This window comes from Microvirga sp. P4_A5, from assembly GCF_056402495.1.
Window position 1 is genome coordinate 43,377 of the sequence record NZ_JBFUHH010000006.1, and the last position, 15,626, is coordinate 59,002.

The 15,626-nt window shown below is 61.6% G+C and carries 12 protein-coding genes and 3 pseudogenes; 5 read left to right on the forward strand and 10 right to left on the reverse strand.

Annotated features, from left to right (window positions below; translation table 11 throughout):
• Positions 1-132 precede the first annotated feature (132 nt).
• From AC1DVM_RS03640 to AC1DVM_RS03650, 3 pseudogenes are all read left to right on the forward strand, one after another.
• Positions 133-764 (forward strand): annotated as a pseudogene (locus tag AC1DVM_RS03640) (N-formylglutamate amidohydrolase).
• Positions 765-1,115: 351 nt separating this feature from the next.
• Positions 1,116-2,046, forward strand: a pseudogene (locus AC1DVM_RS03645) (ISL3 family transposase); the annotation flags it as partial.
• A gap of 13 nt (positions 2,047-2,059) precedes the next feature.
• Positions 2,060-2,233: pseudogene (locus tag AC1DVM_RS03650) on the forward strand (IS21 family transposase); the annotation flags it as partial.
• Positions 2,234-2,527: 294 nt separating this feature from the next.
• Here AC1DVM_RS03650 and AC1DVM_RS03655 read toward each other — a convergent pair.
• Genes AC1DVM_RS03655 through AC1DVM_RS03685 form a run of 7 tightly spaced genes read right to left on the reverse strand, consistent with a single transcriptional unit; the run spans position 2,528 to position 10,022 of the window.
• The gene (locus AC1DVM_RS03655) at positions 2,528-3,550 is read right to left on the reverse strand and encodes an ABC transporter ATP-binding protein (RefSeq protein WP_477252113.1); all 1,023 of its coding nucleotides are present in this window, start codon (positions 3,548-3,550) and stop codon (positions 2,528-2,530) included.
• Positions 3,547-4,548 carry an ABC transporter ATP-binding protein gene (locus AC1DVM_RS03660; protein ID WP_477252114.1) on the reverse strand — a complete coding sequence of 334 codons (1,002 nt, stop codon included), beginning with the start codon at positions 4,546-4,548 and terminating at the stop codon, positions 3,547-3,549. The genes AC1DVM_RS03655 and AC1DVM_RS03660 overlap by 4 nt, the downstream gene beginning before the upstream one ends.
• The gene (locus AC1DVM_RS03665) at positions 4,545-5,414 is read right to left on the reverse strand and encodes an ABC transporter permease (RefSeq protein WP_477252115.1); all 870 of its coding nucleotides are present in this window, start codon (positions 5,412-5,414) and stop codon (positions 4,545-4,547) included. The genes AC1DVM_RS03660 and AC1DVM_RS03665 overlap by 4 nt, the downstream gene beginning before the upstream one ends.
• A 4-nt stretch (positions 5,415-5,418) precedes the next feature.
• Complete coding sequence (locus AC1DVM_RS03670; RefSeq protein WP_477252116.1) at positions 5,419-6,336, reverse strand: ABC transporter permease; 918 nt, start codon at positions 6,334-6,336, stop codon at positions 5,419-5,421.
• The gene (locus AC1DVM_RS03675; protein WP_477252117.1) at positions 6,336-7,739 is read right to left on the reverse strand and encodes a M20/M25/M40 family metallo-hydrolase; all 1,404 of its coding nucleotides are present in this window, start codon (positions 7,737-7,739) and stop codon (positions 6,336-6,338) included. The genes AC1DVM_RS03670 and AC1DVM_RS03675 overlap by 1 nt, the downstream gene beginning before the upstream one ends.
• Positions 7,740-7,787: 48 nt before the next feature.
• The gene (locus tag AC1DVM_RS03680; protein ID WP_477252118.1) at positions 7,788-9,302 is read right to left on the reverse strand and encodes an ABC transporter substrate-binding protein; all 1,515 of its coding nucleotides are present in this window, start codon (positions 9,300-9,302) and stop codon (positions 7,788-7,790) included.
• A 30-nt stretch (positions 9,303-9,332) separates the two neighbouring features.
• On the reverse strand, positions 9,333-10,022 hold the full coding sequence (locus AC1DVM_RS03685; RefSeq protein ID WP_477252120.1) for an RraA family protein: 690 nt from the start codon (positions 10,020-10,022) through the stop codon (positions 9,333-9,335).
• Between the two features lie 140 nt (positions 10,023-10,162).
• On the opposite strand from AC1DVM_RS03685, the gene AC1DVM_RS03690 reads away from it, so the two are divergent.
• Both AC1DVM_RS03690 and AC1DVM_RS03695 read left to right on the forward strand, forming a co-directional pair.
• Positions 10,163-11,104 carry a LysR family transcriptional regulator gene (locus AC1DVM_RS03690; RefSeq protein WP_477252121.1) on the forward strand — a complete coding sequence of 314 codons (942 nt, stop codon included), beginning with the start codon at positions 10,163-10,165 and terminating at the stop codon, positions 11,102-11,104.
• Positions 11,105-11,201: 97 nt separating this feature from the next.
• Entirely contained in the window at positions 11,202-11,519 is a 318-nt protein-coding gene (locus AC1DVM_RS03695) for a LysR substrate-binding domain-containing protein (RefSeq protein WP_477252122.1), read from the forward strand.
• A gap of 1,323 nt (positions 11,520-12,842) precedes the next feature.
• Here AC1DVM_RS03695 and AC1DVM_RS03700 read toward each other — a convergent pair.
• Genes AC1DVM_RS03700 through AC1DVM_RS03710 form a run of 3 tightly spaced genes read right to left on the reverse strand, consistent with a single transcriptional unit; the run spans position 12,843 to position 15,626 of the window.
• Positions 12,843-13,856 (reverse strand): zinc-dependent alcohol dehydrogenase family protein, encoded by a 1,014-nt coding sequence (locus AC1DVM_RS03700; RefSeq protein WP_477252123.1) that lies wholly within the window; start codon positions 13,854-13,856, stop codon positions 12,843-12,845.
• 14 nt (positions 13,857-13,870) lie between these two features.
• Complete coding sequence (locus AC1DVM_RS03705) at positions 13,871-14,695, reverse strand: citryl-CoA lyase (protein WP_477252124.1); 825 nt, start codon at positions 14,693-14,695, stop codon at positions 13,871-13,873.
• 19 nt (positions 14,696-14,714) lie between these two features.
• Entirely contained in the window at positions 14,715-15,626 is a 912-nt protein-coding gene (locus tag AC1DVM_RS03710) for a polysaccharide deacetylase family protein (RefSeq protein ID WP_477252126.1), read from the reverse strand.

Sequence of the window (15,626 nt, forward strand, 5' to 3'; positions counted from 1 at the left end):
CAGAAGGAGGCAAAGCGTGATCTCAGATAGCTCATGGCTGACAGTCTCTCGCGGCGAAGCCCCGCTTATCATCAGCCTGCCTCATACGGGAACGGCAATCCCTGAACCATACGCGGATGGGCTGCGCTCAACATGTTTAGCCCGCCGGGATGCGGACTGGTGGGACGACAAGCTGTATGCTTTCGCAGATGGGATAGGGCGACCACCATTTATACGGCGACGTCGCGGACGGTAATAGACGTCAATCGTGACCCGTCTGGCGCTTCCCTCTACCCAGGTCGGTCCTCTCCCGAACTTTGTCCCACGACGACATTCGATGGGGATCCCTTGTATCATCCTGGCATGGAGCCGGATGCGGCGGAGATCGCCGAGCGCCGCTCTCTCTACTTTGATCCCTACTTTGCGGCACTGGCGGCCGAGGTATCGCGGTTGAGGGAGTTCACCCTTGCATCGTCGTCTATGACTGCCATTCCATCCGCTCCGAAATTCCTCGCTTGTTCGATGGGGTGCTACCCCATTTCAACATCGGGACGAATGACGGCACCACTTGCAACCCGGAGCTAGCGAATGCCGTCCACGATTGCTGCGCGTCCACCGGTTTCAGCCATGTGATGAACGGACGAATTGAAGGGCGGGCTTATCACCGGATCCATCGGCAACCCCGACGCAGGCGTTCATGCCATTCAGATGGAACTTTCCTGCCGGGGCTATTTACGCGAGCCGCAAGAGGGCATTTCGGAAAGAAACTGGCCCCAGGCCTATAACGAGAGGACATCAGAGCGGATGCGCGCCGCACTCGAGCGGATTTTGGCCGTCTGTCTCTCCTTTGCGTCCGGGTCTCGGTTTTACCCCGTCGGAAGTTGAGCTCAAACGACACCCATGGCTGCACATCTCTTTGACCACTAATCCGCGGCGGCGAGGTGATCCTCCCGATCATCGAGCGGATCGTTCCGGTCACCTCAGCCCGGAAATCGACACCGGGTAGCAGGCACTCGAGTTCCGCGACTTTGCGCTGGTAGATAGCTGCCAGGTTCTGCGCTTCCATCGCGCGCCATAGAGGGATGGGTGTCAGTTTGCTGATCGCCTTGGGCTGTTATCCAGGGGGAATCAGCTTCATGCCGTCTTATCCGCGTCTATCGTCCTTGATCCCGCTAGGGCTCGCCGTCGAGGCTCTCGCTGAGAGTACAGACGCGATCGTGGTGACGGTTCGATCTGGATCGACCGAGGGTCGGTGTCCGGAGTGTGGGGCGGCATCCCGCGGCGTTCACAGCCGCTACCTGCGTCAGGTGTCGGATCTGCCGTGCTCCGGTCGAGAGTGCATCTGCGCGTCATGGCGCGCCGCTTCTTCTGCGTTGTGGAAAGATGCCGACGGCGCATCCTTGTCGAACGGTTTGACGACAGGGTTGTCGCCCGACGATCGCGGCGGACAGCGCGCCTGGAGTGTATTGTCCATCATCTCGGGCTTGCGCTTGGCGGCCGGCCGGCGGCCAGTTTTGCGAAGCGACTGATGCTTCGCGTCAGCAACGACACGCTGTTGCGGGTTGTGCGCCGACGGGCCCACTGTCATTCCGAACCCCTTTGGGTTGTCGGCATCGATGATTGGGCTATCGCCGGAACCATCGCTTCGGCAGCATTGTCTGTGACCTTGAGCGGCGGCGGATCGTGGCGCTTTTGCCGGATCGGGAGAGAGCGACCGTCGAGGCGTGGCTGGCGGACCATCCAGAGATCGAGATCATCTCGCGCGACCGGGGTGGCGGTTACGGAGAAGCCGCAGCCAGGGCCTTGCCGCATGCGGTCCAGGTCGCTGACCGTTGGCACCTCATGGAGAACGCCAGTGCGGCCTTCCTCTATGCCGTCCGGAAATCGATGCGGTCGATCCGCGCCGCGATCGGCGCGACGACAATCAGTCCGGAGCTGCTGACTTGCGCGGAGAAGCTGCAATATGGCGGCTTTTTGCGACGCGAGGAAACCAACGCGGCGATCCTGGCACTTRAAGGCGAAGGCATCGCTATCAAGGAAATCCGTCGCCGCACAGGTCATAGCCGAACTCGTCCCTCAAATCAAGGTCGCGCATGTCCGCCTGTGCCACAGTCGGATGTTCTTCATCCTGGCCTATCCGCGCGAGACGCAGGAGATGGTGTTCGACGCCCATGACCGGGCGTTCGCCTTCTTCAAGGGGGCCTGCGCCCGCGGCATCTACGACAACATGAAGACGGCGGTGGAGACCCCTTTTACGACGATCCCGAGGCGAGCCTAAAGCGGCGATTCACAATTTTAAGGCTTAAAACCCAAATTTGTCCACTTGTCTGAGAAAATACGTATCGGTCGAAAGGCCGCAACTTCTATTGCGATTGCACCTTAAAGATCTGCGCAACCGAGCCGAGTTTGGACTAACTGCCGGGTGGATCACTTTTTCGGTGCACGGAACGTTCTCCGAAACGGACGCTCGATCTCAGTCGTCCTTCGCGCCGCGGTCGATAACGCAATGCCACGGAGACAGGCCAACATGGAATTGATGCTCCTGTTTCTAGGCGCCGCTGAGGTCCAGACTCTCCGCAAAATGGCAAGCAGCAGCGCTCTTGGGCGTGATCTGGCGGAGGGGTGGACGATCGGATTTGCAGATCGGCTGCGCGTATCTGCAGCGTGGATGAAACGGGCATCCGGATGGTGGCTGGATTGGGTCGGGCGGTTCACCCTGAAGAGCGGCGCGGTCGCCGACGGCACCCGGAACCGCCTCGATGAGAGCCTCTGTGTATGGGTGTCTTGGGCGGGCGAAGAGCGCGTCGGTCTCGGCGAGCTCAACAATCCGCCCGAGGTAGAGGACCGCAATTCGGTTGCTCACGTAGCGGACGACTGCGAGGTTGTGCGCTACGAAGAGGTAGGTGAGTCCGCGGGCCCGCTGCAGTTCAATGAAGAGGTTCAATACCTGCGCCTGAATTGAGACGTCCAGCGCAGAAACCGCCTCATCGGCGACGATGAATTCCGGCTCCAGAGCGAGCGCGCGGGCGATGGCGACACGCTGGCGTTGCCCGCCCGACAGTTCATGCGGGAAACGCCGCATCAAATCCGAACCGAGGCCGACATCCTGCAGGAGCTGGGCGACCTTCTGCTGCCGGTCGCCAGGGTTGAAGCCTGCGGCGCGGAGGGGCTCGGCTATGTTCGTGCCGACCCGTAGACGCGGGTTCAACGAAGAGAAAGGATCTTGGAACACGATCTGCATGTCGCGACGGATCAGCTTCATCTGTTGTCTGTCCGCCGCCAGYAGGTCAACGCATTCAGGCCCCCCCGCCGCCGCAAGCGTGCGGCTCCTGAAATGCGCCGTGCCCTCGGAGGCCGTGAGCAGGCGAAGTATGACCCTCCCCGCCGTGGTTTTCCCGCTGCCGCTCTCTCCGACTAGACCGAGTGTTTCACCAGGGGCGAGGTCGAAGTCGACGCCGTTCAGGGCATGCACGTCACCCACATGGCGCCGCAGTAACCCCTTGTGGATAGGGAAGCGCTTCGCAAGCCCGCGGACTGAAAGCAGGCTCTCGTCGGGCGACCGTTTCTTCATGTGGTGGCCTCATGAAGCAACCAGCAGGCAGCGCTGTTGCCGGAAGGCGTTTGCCGCACCGGCGGATCGGTCACGCAGATGTCCATGGCATTGGGGCATCGGGTGCGGAACCGACACCCGGTGGTGATCGAGCCGATGGGCGGTACCACGCCCGTAATAGGTTGCAGCAACCGGTCGCGCGGCATGTGGAGGGTGGGAATCGATGCGATGAGGCCCTGCGTATAGGGATGGGCGGGCTGCGAGAGCACGGCCGCAACCGGTCCCTGCTCCACCACTTTCCCCAGATACATGACAATGACATCGTCAGCCATCTCGCCGACGACGCCCATATCGTGGGTGATGAACAGAATGGAACTACCGAAGCGGCTCTGCAGGTCTTTCATGAGTTGCAGGACCTGGGCTTGCACCGTCACGTCGAGGGCGGTAGTGGGCTCGTCCGCGATTAGCAGGGCGGGGTTGCACGCAAGCGCGATGGCGATCACGACCCTTTGACGCATACCGCCGGAAAATTCATGCGGATATTGCAGCACGCGCTCTTTGGGGGAGGGCACTCCAACGAGCCGCAGCAATTCGATCGCCCGCACCAGAGCCTCTCTGCGCGACAAGCCCTCGTGTTCCGTAAGAACCTCACCTATTTGATCGCCAATAGGATAGACCGGATTCAGAGACGTCATCGGCTCCTGGAAGATCATGGCGATGTCCTTGCCCCGCAGGCTGCGCATGGTGCGCGGGTCGAGCGTGAGGAGGTCGCGTGGCGGAACGCCATCCGGGGAAAACAGGATGTGTCCACCGGCGAAGCGCGCCGGCGGTTGCGGCAGGAGCCGCATGATCGAAAGCGCGGTCAGTGACTTCCCGCAGCCGCTTTCCCCGACGATCCCCAGTGTTTTTCCGCGTTGGATGGTGAAACTGACCCCGTCAATCGCGGGACGGGCATTGGGTCCGTCGCCGAAGGACACCCGCAGGTCCTGGACGTCGAGGAGCGTGTCGGGCCCCATCATTCCCGCGCCCCGGCGACGAGGTCGCGCGTCGCGCCGGTGCGCGGGTCGAACTGGTCGCGCAGCCAGTCACCGATGAAGTTGAACCCGACGACTGTGAGCATGATGGCGATCCCCGGAAAGGTGGTGAGCCACCAGGCGATGTTGATCAGCGCACGGCCTTCCTGCAGCATCCCGCCCCAGGATGGGATTTCGGGCGGAGTGCCGAGACCGAGGAAGGACAACCCGGACTCGATCAAGATCACGAATCCGAGTTCCAGCGTCGCCACCACGAGCAGTGGGCCCGCCACATTGATGAGGACGTGCCGGAGCAGGATGTCGCTCGTGGAAAGACCGGCGGCAATGCACGCCTGAATGAACTCGCGTTCGCGCAACTCAAGCACCAGTCCGTAGACGATGCGGGTGTACTGGACCCAGCGCGCCGCCACGAAGGCGATGATCACGTTCAGGAGGCTCGGCCCGAACACAGTCATGAACACGAGAGCCAGCAGGATGAACGGAACCGCAAGCACGATGTCGACGAGGCGCATGATGACGGTAGCAACCCAACCGCCGTAATAACCCGCAAGGAGTCCAAGGCCCGTCCCGATGGTGGCGGAGCCTGCAACAGCCGCGAACGCTGTGATGAGCGACACGCGCGCGCCGTAAATGATCCTGCTCAGGACGTCCTGCCCCAGACGGTCAGTGCCAAGCCAATGTTCCGTCGTACCACCGCCCATGAACGGGGGCGCGATGGCATTGAGGAGGTCCTGCGCGTTTGGATCTACCGGCGCCAACCACGGCGCGGCAATGGCGCAGACGAGCACCAGGGCAAGGATGATGAAACCGATGCTCCCCTTGGTGTCCAGACGTCGTATGAGCCAGGTCATGCCGTCATCCTAAGCGGATCCGCGGGTTGAGGCGCGCATAGAGAAGATCGACGACTAGATTGATGAGCGAGAAGGCGAGGGCGATCACCACCGTGACAGCCTGAACGACAGGAAAATCCCGCTGCTGCACGGCGTTGACGGCGAGCCGGCCAACCCCTGGCCATGCGAACACCGTCTCGGTGATGACCGCACCGCCAAGAAGACCGCCGAATTGCAGGCCGATTATCGTGACAATCGGAATCGAGGCGTTCCGCAGAGCATGCTTGATGAGCACCTTCGCTTCCGACAAGCCTTTCGCTCGCGCCATGCGGATGTAATCCTGATGCAGAACGTCGAGCATCGCCGATCGTGTCAGTCGCATGATGCGGGAGGCCGAATAAATCGCAAGCGTACTTGCAGGTAGAATCAGCGCGGCGAAGGAGCCGCCGCCCATCGAGGGTAGCAGTCGCCACTGGACCGAAAACAAGAGGATGCCGAGAAGCCCGAGCCAGTAGACTGGCATTCCCTGGCCGATCAGACTGATGCTGGTTGCGAGCGTATCCACCCATGTATTTCGATAGACGGCCGCGAAGATGCCGAGCGGCAGCGCGATGACCAGACTGATCAGAAGCGAGGCACCGGCCAGCAGCAGAGTCGATGGGAGACGTTCAAGAACGAGGCCGAGCGCGGGCTGACGGAAGCGGTAGGACGTTCCCAAATCCCCCATGGCTACGTTGCCCAGAAAACGGATGTACTGGGTCAGTAACGGCTGATCGAGCCCCAACTGCCGTCGCAACTCCGTGCGGACTTCCTGAGTGGCATCCACGGGAAGAAGAAGATTCGTCGGATCGCCTGAGAAGCGCTGGAGCACGAACACGATCGTCAGCACGCCGAGGATCACAATCCCGAACTCGAACAGCCGCCGCGCGAGGTAACTCAGCATCACGCCCCCTTCGCCAAGGCAAAGAGGAACGAGGTCACGCACTTGAAATAGTCGCGCATGCTATCCACCAACAGATACTCGTCAGCCGCATGCGGTCGCCCGCCATGTCCAAGCCCGCCGAACGCAAACGGAATTCCAATCACATCGCTGAAGAGGTACAGAGGCGCCGCGCCCGCATGGATGGGGAACACCGTGACATGATTCGAATGCTTTCGGCATGAAGTGACGAGAGCCTGCACGATCGGCTCGCCGACAGAACATTTTGACGATGGATAGGCGTTGCGGACCTCCATCTCCACATGACCAAAGCCGCGTCGATCGAGGTGCTGGCGGATAAGAGAAAGAGTGCTCTCTACGTCCATTCCAGGCACGAAGCGCAAGTCCAAGATGGCGCTGGCGCGGGGGGCGAGATGGGTCGCAGGCTCGGTGCCAGGCGGCGTGGAGCCAACCCAGATCCCGTCCAGATTGAGCGTGGGATCAAACAGGAAGTGTGTCAATTGCTCCTCGAACGTCCCTTCGTGTTTGAACCGCCTCGCGCCCAGTTCGCTCAGGAAAGTCTCGGGCCGAAGATCCCGCGCGGCAAGCGCGAGAAGCCGGCGATCCTCTTCGTCAGGCCCCGGAGGCGTTGGCAGACCGTCGATGGTGAGCCGGCCTTCGCGGGTCTGGAGCGTCGAGAGCGCGCTGAGCAATTCCCAGCCCGGACTCGAGAGCCAGCCCGAATGCATCGCGTGAACGTCGTGCTTCGCCGGCCCGCCCCAGGCTCCACCCTCAACGGAAAGCTCAAGGAATCCCAGTCCCTTGAAACCGAGGCGGATTGGCGTCTCACCTTTCGTGTTCGTTCCGAGATAAGGCAGGAAGGCGCCATCGCAGCGGCGGAAGCGGTCGAGATTGGCTCTGATGTGAGGTTCGAGAGAGGGGCTGCCGATTTCCTCCTCGCCCTCAATGAGGAAATGGATGTTCACCGGCAATGGCACGCCGGCGCCCCGAAACGCCCGCACGACCGCGAGAAATCCCACCAGCGGGCCTTTCGAATTGAAGGCGCCGCGTCCGATCATCCGCTGTTTTCCATGCTCGTCCCTCACGATTTCGGCGGAAAACGGCGGCGATGTCCATTCCGCCGCATTCGCGGGCTGAACATCATAGAGAGTATAGAACAGCAGCGTGTAGGAGGCCCCGGGCGATCTCAGGTGTCCTTCGACGATGGGCGCCACTTGCCCCGGATAAAGAGACACCTCAGCGCCGAGCGTTCGCAGATACTCGCCGACCCAAGCCGCCATCTCATCGAGCCGCTCGCCCGCCTTGCTTACGCCTGGAATTCGGATCGCCGAACGGATGTCCTCGATGGCGCGATCGAAACCCTCGTCGATCGCGGCCAGCACACGATGCTCGGTGTCGATCGTCATATCGCCACCTCGCCCCCAGAAACTGACCACGCCACGATGATTCCTCGGTTACTTCTTCTTCATCTCGGAGGCGAGGACCTGTTCATCGGGGCGCGGCTTCCAGTCGACGCCGCTGCGGACGCCGTAGAGGTTCTGCTGCGCATAGAGTGGAACGGCGGCAGCGGTCTCGTTCAAGCGTTCCAGCATTTGACCGAACAATGCCGGGCGCTGGTCGGCCGGGACCTCGTTCGATTTCGCCAGGAGCTCGTCAATCTTCGGATCGCTCCATGCAGACAGGATGCCCTTCGAGGAATGGAACGCTTCGATCTGAGGGTAGGGGTCCAGCCAGACGTTTCCCTGGCCTGAAAGATAGACCGGCGACATTTTGTGGTTCTTCAGACCCTCGAAGAACGTACCCCATTCTTCAGGGCGGACCTTGACGTTGAGCCCCGCCTTCTGGAGCTGCGCGCCGATAGCAAGAGCAGTCTCGCGATCGTTGGGATAGCGCCCGGCGGATGTCCGCATGACGATCTCCTTCCCCTCCAGCCCAAGCTCCTTCACGAGGGCCTTCGCCTTTTCGAGATCGTGCTTACGCGTAAAATCCTTGTCGGAGGGCCAATCCGGGATGCCGGGGCTGAGGATGGCCTTGGCCGGCACGCCATAGCCACGCAGAAGGCCCTTGATGATGGCGTCGCGATCGATCGCATAGGCAACCGCCTCGCGGAATTTCGGATCATTGCCCGGCGCCTCGTCGCTGTCGAACTGAACGGCCATGACGCGGGTGCTGGCGGCTCGCTCGACGCGAACCCCGTCGCTGGTTTCGAGCGCCGCAGCCTGGCTGGGCGACAAACCCGCCACAACATCCGCCTCGCCGGTTTGAAGCGCCGCAATGCGCGACAACTCCTCCGGCACGACCCGGAAAGTAACCCGGTCGATCTCCGGCTTCGGACCTTTGTAGTTCGGATTGGCCTCGAGAATAACCGCGTCGTCGCGCTTCCAGTCGACCAGCCGATAGGGGCCGCTGCCGATGGGCTTGAGCGCGAAAGCGTTGTCACCGACTTCGCGCAGGTATTTCGGGGGAACTGGAGCCAACAATGTCATCCGGGCAGGCAAGAGCGGGTCCGGGGCCGACGTGGTGATCTTGAGGGTGCGGGCGTCCGTCGCCTCGATGGTCTTAAGCCCCGTCCACCAGCCACGGATCGGCGACTTGACGTTGGGATCCTGCATTCTCTCGATCGAGAATTTTACCGCCTGCGCGTCGAGGGGCTCTCCATTCGAGAAGGTCAGCTCGTCCCGCAGCCGGATCGTCCAGGCGCTCGGCCCGTTCTGCTGGACGGATTCCGCCAATTGCGGCTGAATCTTCATATCCGGGCCGCGATGCAGAATGGTATCGAAGATATGCTTCTGAACGTTACCGGTCGCCGTGTCAGCGCGAAAGGCCGGGTCGAGCGATACAGCGTCCGTGCTCTGGGCTATCGTCAGATCGACCGCGAGGGCGAGCCCGGGCAGGGCGAAGGTCATCGCCAGGGCCGAGGCGCCGATCCGGGTTGCGGAAATCATGCGTTGAATGCAGTGGGCGGTCATATTCTGTCCTCCTCGCGCTGGAAATGGTGCTCAGGCCAGCCACCGCGTGTGCTTTGGCTCGAGACCAAAGACGTCCGTCACGCTACCGCCGGCCTCGACCTCCTTCAACCGCGCTAACTCGCCCTCAAGGTGGATATCGGCAAGGTCGGCAATCCGCTGCGCATCCTCCCGGGGAACCACCACGACGCCATCGCGGTCACCCATGATGATGTCGCCGGGGTTCACGGTGACGCCACCACAACTCACGGGCACGTTGATCGCGCCAGGTCCTGTCGATCCGAAAATGCGCAGGCACGTGGAGCGTGCGAACGTCGGGGGCGCGTCGGCAACCATCCCGATCGCATCGCGGATCGCCCCATCGACGATGATGCCTACGGCTCCCTTGCGCTTGAAGAAATAGCCAAGCCGCTCACCGATAACGCACACATCCTTGTAGCCGCCTGCGCTGATGACGATGACATCGCCCGGCCGGGTCTCGTCGATTGCCTTCTGCACGTAGAGCGCGTCCCCTGGACGGGTAAGGACCGTGAGCGCCGTCCCGAGCACGCGCATGTTGTTCTCAAGCGGCTTGATCTCGTAGTGCATGGCACCGTAACCGGCCATGGAATCCACAAGCTTCGCGGTATCGTGCTTGGCAAACCGCTTCACCAGTTCAGGCGAGGCACGCTCAAAGTCTGTCTCTATGCGTCCGTGAAGCGCGTGCTTTTCGATTCCGGCCATGCTCTGTACTCCTTTGCGCCGCGGCGCGGCTGGGATCCATTATCTAAAGCGTAAGCGGTGCGCGGAACTCCGTCCAATGACGATCACTGGACGTTCCATAACCTGAGGGCATAGTATGCCCCGGTGAAGGGGAGCCTCGAATGAACTATCGGCAGCTCGAAGTTTTCCGTGCGGTTATGCAGACGGGATCTGTCACGGCCGCGGCCCGGACGCTCAACCTCAGCCAGCCCGCGGCGTCCAAAATTCTCCAGCACGCGGAAAATCAGCTCCGGTTTAGTCTGTTCGACAGGGTAAAGGGACGACTTGTGCCGACGGCTGAGGCGCAGGCGCTCTTTCCTGACGTCGAGCGCGTGTTCGACGATCTGCGGAGTGTCCGGCAAATGGTCGATTCGTTGCAGGCGGCCAAGACGGGCGCTCTGACAATAGCCGCAATACCGACACTAGGAGAAGTCGCTCTGCCGCGCGCCATTTCGGCATTTCTCGAAACACGGCCCGATGTTCGCCTGGAATTCGAGGTTCGGCCACGCCGGGATATCATTCAACGGATCGCGACCGAGCGGGTCGAACTTGGTTTTGCATTCCTTGCGGAGGAGCACGCCAACGTCGTCTCGACGCCGCTTTGCGCCGGGCGGGTCGCTTGCATCGTCCCAGCCGGCGACGCGCTCGCCTCCCTGAATGTCATTACACCCCCTGATCTGACGAGCCGTCGCTTGATCACCTATTCGGAGACACAGGGGCTGAGGCCCGTCCTCGATGCGACCTTCGCTGCAGCCCGTATCCGTATCGACTCCATCATCGAAGTCGGTTGGGTGGCAAATGCGTGGGCGCTCGTGGACAAAGGAGTCGGGATCGCTCTCGTCGACGACTTCTCCCGACTCGACGAGCTCTATCCGGGGGTCGTCATGCGGCCGTTCGAACCTATCATCCCTATCCTCGCGGAAGTTCTCCATCCTCGCTCAAAACCGTTATCGCGACTTGCCGCCGAATTTTTGAAGGGAGCCCGCGCGATATTCTCTCAGGACACGCCAGAAAACAGGGCCAAGCGGCTTTCGGCGCGTCGCGTGGGCGCCGCGGCCTCTTAGGAGGGATCTGTCAGTTAGCTTTTGGCGAACCGCCTACTGCGCCTCCATGAGAGGCTGGTATTAGGTTCCATAAGTTAAACTTTCGGACTCGCCGATATTGCTGCAAATTTCTTTCGTGTTGCATCAGCCGATGCAGGAGTACGGAACGGGTTCGCACCGGTTTGAGGCCACTGCCGGCGGCCAGACGCTGCTGACCCTGGCGCGTCAAGGCGATGGCATTGCATGGCTCCCGCAAACCCTCGCCCACGACGACATCGTGGCCAGCCGTCTCGTTGATCCGGGGCATGGCAATTACTCGATTGACGTCGAGATCAGATTGATCCGACCCTTGCGCCGGCAGGGCCCGACAGCGGAAGCTTTCTGGAAATGCATCGCCGGCAGTGTCAGCGCCTCCGAGAAACCCTCTCCCACCTGAAGTCCTGTCATCGGTTGACGCTGGCATAGGCCAGAGGCGCACCTAGGGGCTGTCGAATTAGACACCAGACTTAGCTGGCTAACGGCCCTATGTACCCGGAAGGTCTTCAAATGGCACAAGGTGGACGTAAGTCCTGCGTCTCGTCTTCTGTTCTAAGCGAACCTTCGCGAGCTCCGCTCATAGTCGAACTGGGCTGAACCAGATCGACTGCACTCGATGAACCGGACCCGGGTCGCCGGGGCATGAGTTGCACTAATGCCGATCTGGAAGGGATCAGCTAGAACCAAGCTTCGGTGTTGGGGCTATCGTTGGGTCAATCCGCAAAGTCTGAAATTTGATGCGAATAAAGTTACGTAGGCCGAAATAGTGCGACGCGGGGGAGATTCGAACTCCGGATACCTTGTTCCTAGGCCGCATTGCGAGTGCGGCGCATTCAATTGTCAGGAAAACTTGCCTAGACAAGTCTCGGTGTTTCAGGCCCCGCAACCGTCGATACAAGACACCCCCGAACGCTAACCGCGTCGGGGGTGTCTTGTTGTTGGGGGCCCGTTGATGCAGCCTGGCACAAAGCCAGGATGCGGGCGAGATCGCCGCTTAAGATTGCCTCAAGCCCACCAGCGTCGACACGGGGCGTCAGCACGATGCCGTCGATCATCGAGCGGATGAGGGTCATCGCCTCTTCGCTTTCCGTGGCGCCCGCCAGCAGCAACTCCGCCGGGAGGTTGATCGATATGCACGTGTGCTGAAGGAGAACGCGGAGCTAATGTCGAACCAGTTCGCCGCAGGAGGCGACGCGCGGCCTGTCGGGTCCCGCCGAGTTGGTTACCTTTCCGGTCCCCGTCCTCTCATGGCCGTGAATCTCGGACATCTAGCGGGAGTATCGGCCGCCGAGATGACGACTGCGGGATAAGCGGCATTTTGAGCCAGAACTGGAGCTGTTCCCAAACACACGCGGCCGTTTTCAACCAAAGTCAGCAAACACTTGCTATTCCCGCACACCTCCTAGCATGCGGGCAAGGTCGCAAACGAGGCAGACCTCCCCCTCCCACCCATCGAGCAGGAGACATGGTTCCGTTCGCTGCCCAGCCTTTTCCGGCAATCCAGGGATAGAGTGACCGAGAATTGAGCTGGGCGCTGGCTGTTCCGCTTGTAACCCGTCCATTGCGTCTGCGCTTTCCCATGAAAGTCATCGTCACTGAGCCACTGGGACAACCGCGGACCCGCGTCGGCCAGCGCTTGCTCGATCTAGCCAGGAAAGAAGCACGCCAATCAAATGGCAAGGGTCGCGACATATTGCATGTTCGAGCGGGAACACTTTTCATGCTACGTGACCGACAGCACGATCTTGCCGAAATGGCGGCCGCTCTTCAGAGCCGCCAGCGCTTCGCCGATATCGGCCCACGTATAGACCGAATCGACCATGGGCCGCAGGCGGTTGGCCGCGATGGCGCGGTTCATGGCCTCGAAGGATTGTCTCGATCCGACCGATATGCCGCGCACCCGTGCGCGTTTGCGGAAGATCAGAAGCGGATCGACGACGCCATCCTTGCCGCCGAGATATCCGATCACGTTGATCTGGCCAGCCACGCGGATCGACATCAGGGATTTTGTGAACGTCTGGGCGCCGCCGACTTCGATCACATGATCGACGCCGCGTCCGTCGGTGAACTCCATAACTCGTGCGGACCATTCCGGGTCGCGGCGGTAATTGATGAAACATGCAGCTCCCAGCGCCATCGCCCGTTCGGCCTTTTGGTCACTGCTCGACAACACGATGGCGCGCGCGCCCGACAGCACCGCGAACTGAAGCGCGAAAATCGATACGCCGCCTGTCCCCTGCACGAGCACGTCGTCGCCGGCTTTCAGTCCCCCTTCGGTGACAAGCGCATGCCATGCGGTGACCCCCGCGCAGGGAAGCGTTGCGGCTTCCTCATCGGTCAAATGGTCGGGCACCCGCACGACGCCGTCCTGATCGAAGGCGACGAACTCGGCCAGCACGCCCTGCATGGCGCCGCCGAGCTGGCGCGCCGCATCGGCGAGATCGGAAGAACCGCCCAACCAGCCCTGCCAGAACGTACCGCATACCCTGTCGCCCACATTTACGCGCGTGACTTCAGCGCCGATGGCCACGACATGACCCACGCAGTCGGAAAGCGGCACGAGGGGCAGAGGGAATTCTCGGTTGAACGTACCGGTGATGATTTCGTAATCCCGATAATTGAGCGAGGCCGCCTTCACCTGGACGACCACTTGATGAGGGCGCGGTTCGGGAGGGTCCCTCTCTACCATATGCAGATGTTCGATTCCGCGTCCGCCGTCGAGTACGATCGTTCGCATTGGGGGAAGTCCTTCTATGACAGTTTGGACAGCGTGCGGGCCGCAGGACCCTCGTAGGTGTAGGTCGAGGTCTTAGGCACCGGTCCCTTGATGCGCTCCTTGCGGGTGCTCTGCTCCCAGGCATGAGCGACGATGCCGAGGCTGCGCGAAAGGACAAGCAGCGCCCGTCCCATCGTCGGATCGAAGCCGAGCTCGAGATAGACGGCGCCCGCGGCGGCATCGACATTCATGGGAATCGGCTTTCCTTTCACGGCCGCAATCGCCGCCTCGACGCGTTCTGCCATGCGCACATACTTGCCATCGATATCGCCGCGACGGACCGCTTCGTCCGCAAGCTCCAGTACGCGCGGCGATCGTGGGTCGCGCTGATGGAACCGGTGCCCGAAGCCGGGCACAAAGCCCCCATAGGCCTTCGAACGTTCGAAGACTTCGCGTCCCAGCACCGCCGGATCCTCGGTTGCAACCGCATCCTCGACGAGACCGCGAAGAAGCTCCATGGATTGTTCGATCGCGCCGCCGTGGATGTCACCGAGCACGCCCACGCCTTCGGCAACCGCGGTGTTCATGGGAACGCCGCAGGTGACGGCCATGCGGGCGATGGCGATGCTCGGCGCGTGCGGTCCGTGATCGACGCCGCCAAGCATGGCGGCTTCCAGCAACCGACTTTGTTCGGGATTGGGCAAATCACCACGAACGAGAAGCCACAGCATGTCGATAAAGCCGATTCGACCGATCAATTCCTCGATGGCGTAGCCCCGCATGCGGATCGAATTGGGCTTCACCTCGCAGATCGAGGTGCGCCACCAATCGGCGACCTCTGTGTTTCGCGTGTCATCCATCGGTCGGGACTCCTGTCGGTCAGATTGGTCGTTCCTGGCTGCCGAAATTGTCAGCCAATGCGCCGGCCGTCATGATCTCGACGGCCGCGTGCGATCGTGCGTAGGCGAGAGTCTCGCGAAGATAGCGGATGCGGTGGGCGGCCCCGAACACCCAGGGGTGGATGCCGATGGCGACAGCCCGGGCGCTCGTTGCCGGCGCACGCGCCAACTCGTCGATCGCGTCGGAGACGAGTTTTGGAAAACGATCGGCCGACAGTCTGCGGAGCCAGAGAGTCTGTACGTCGTCCCACTCGCTGGGGGCGGGGAGGGCGATGGGACCGCTTTCATCGAGCTGTCGGTAAGGCTGCTCGTCATTCGCCCAATCCATCGTGTAGACAAAACCGGCCTCCCGTAGCATCGCGGAGGTGCGCGGGGTGGTGCCGAAATCCTGCGACAGCCAGCCTCGGGGCGACGTCCCGAACGCGGTGCGAAGCGCGTCGCGGGATTCTTGAATGTGTGCGCGTTCCTCGTCCTCGGTCATCCGGCTCGTGATCATGCGGTTGGCGGTCAGGCCGTGCGCCGCGATCTCGTATCGGCGCGAAGCGATCTCCGAGACGATTTCGGGATGCGCCTCGATGGCGCCCGCGCCGATGGCTGCCGTGACCGGAACCGCCAATTCGTCGAGAAGCTCGAGCACCCGATAAAGGCCGACGCGGTTGCCGTATTGACGATACGACCAGGTTCGGTAATCGGGTGTAAACATTCCGAATTCGCCCTTGAAACGCGGGTCGCGATAGGCGCCCTCCGGCGTCAGCAACTCGTAATGCTCGATCTGCAGCACGATGTAGAGCGCAACCCGCTTGCCGCTCGCAAGAGCGAAAGGCGGCCGGTCCGGCAACGCCGAATAGGGGTAGATGCTGTGGTCCATGCCTGGGCGACGAGGTGTCGGCAT

Coding starts and splice junctions, on each gene's coding strand:
- AC1DVM_RS03690 (WP_477252121.1), top strand. CDS start 10,163: ATGAACTATCGGCAGCTCGAAGTTTTCCGTGCGGTTATGCAGACGGGA.
- AC1DVM_RS03710 (WP_477252126.1), bottom strand. CDS start 15,626: ATGCCGACACCTCGTCGCCCAGGCATGGACCACAGCATCTACCCCTAT.
- AC1DVM_RS03680 (WP_477252118.1), bottom strand. CDS start 9,302: ATGACCGCCCACTGCATTCAACGCATGATTTCCGCAACCCGGATCGGC.
- AC1DVM_RS03705 (WP_477252124.1), bottom strand. CDS start 14,695: ATGGATGACACGCGAAACACAGAGGTCGCCGATTGGTGGCGCACCTCG.
- AC1DVM_RS03660 (WP_477252114.1), bottom strand. CDS start 4,548: ATGATGGGGCCCGACACGCTCCTCGACGTCCAGGACCTGCGGGTGTCC.
- AC1DVM_RS03665 (WP_477252115.1), bottom strand. CDS start 5,414: ATGACCTGGCTCATACGACGTCTGGACACCAAGGGGAGCATCGGTTTC.
- AC1DVM_RS03670 (WP_477252116.1), bottom strand. CDS start 6,336: ATGCTGAGTTACCTCGCGCGGCGGCTGTTCGAGTTCGGGATTGTGATC.
- AC1DVM_RS03685 (WP_477252120.1), bottom strand. CDS start 10,022: ATGGCCGGAATCGAAAAGCACGCGCTTCACGGACGCATAGAGACAGAC.
- AC1DVM_RS03675 (WP_477252117.1), bottom strand. CDS start 7,739: ATGACGATCGACACCGAGCATCGTGTGCTGGCCGCGATCGACGAGGGT.
- AC1DVM_RS03700 (WP_477252123.1), bottom strand. CDS start 13,856: ATGCGAACGATCGTACTCGACGGCGGACGCGGAATCGAACATCTGCAT.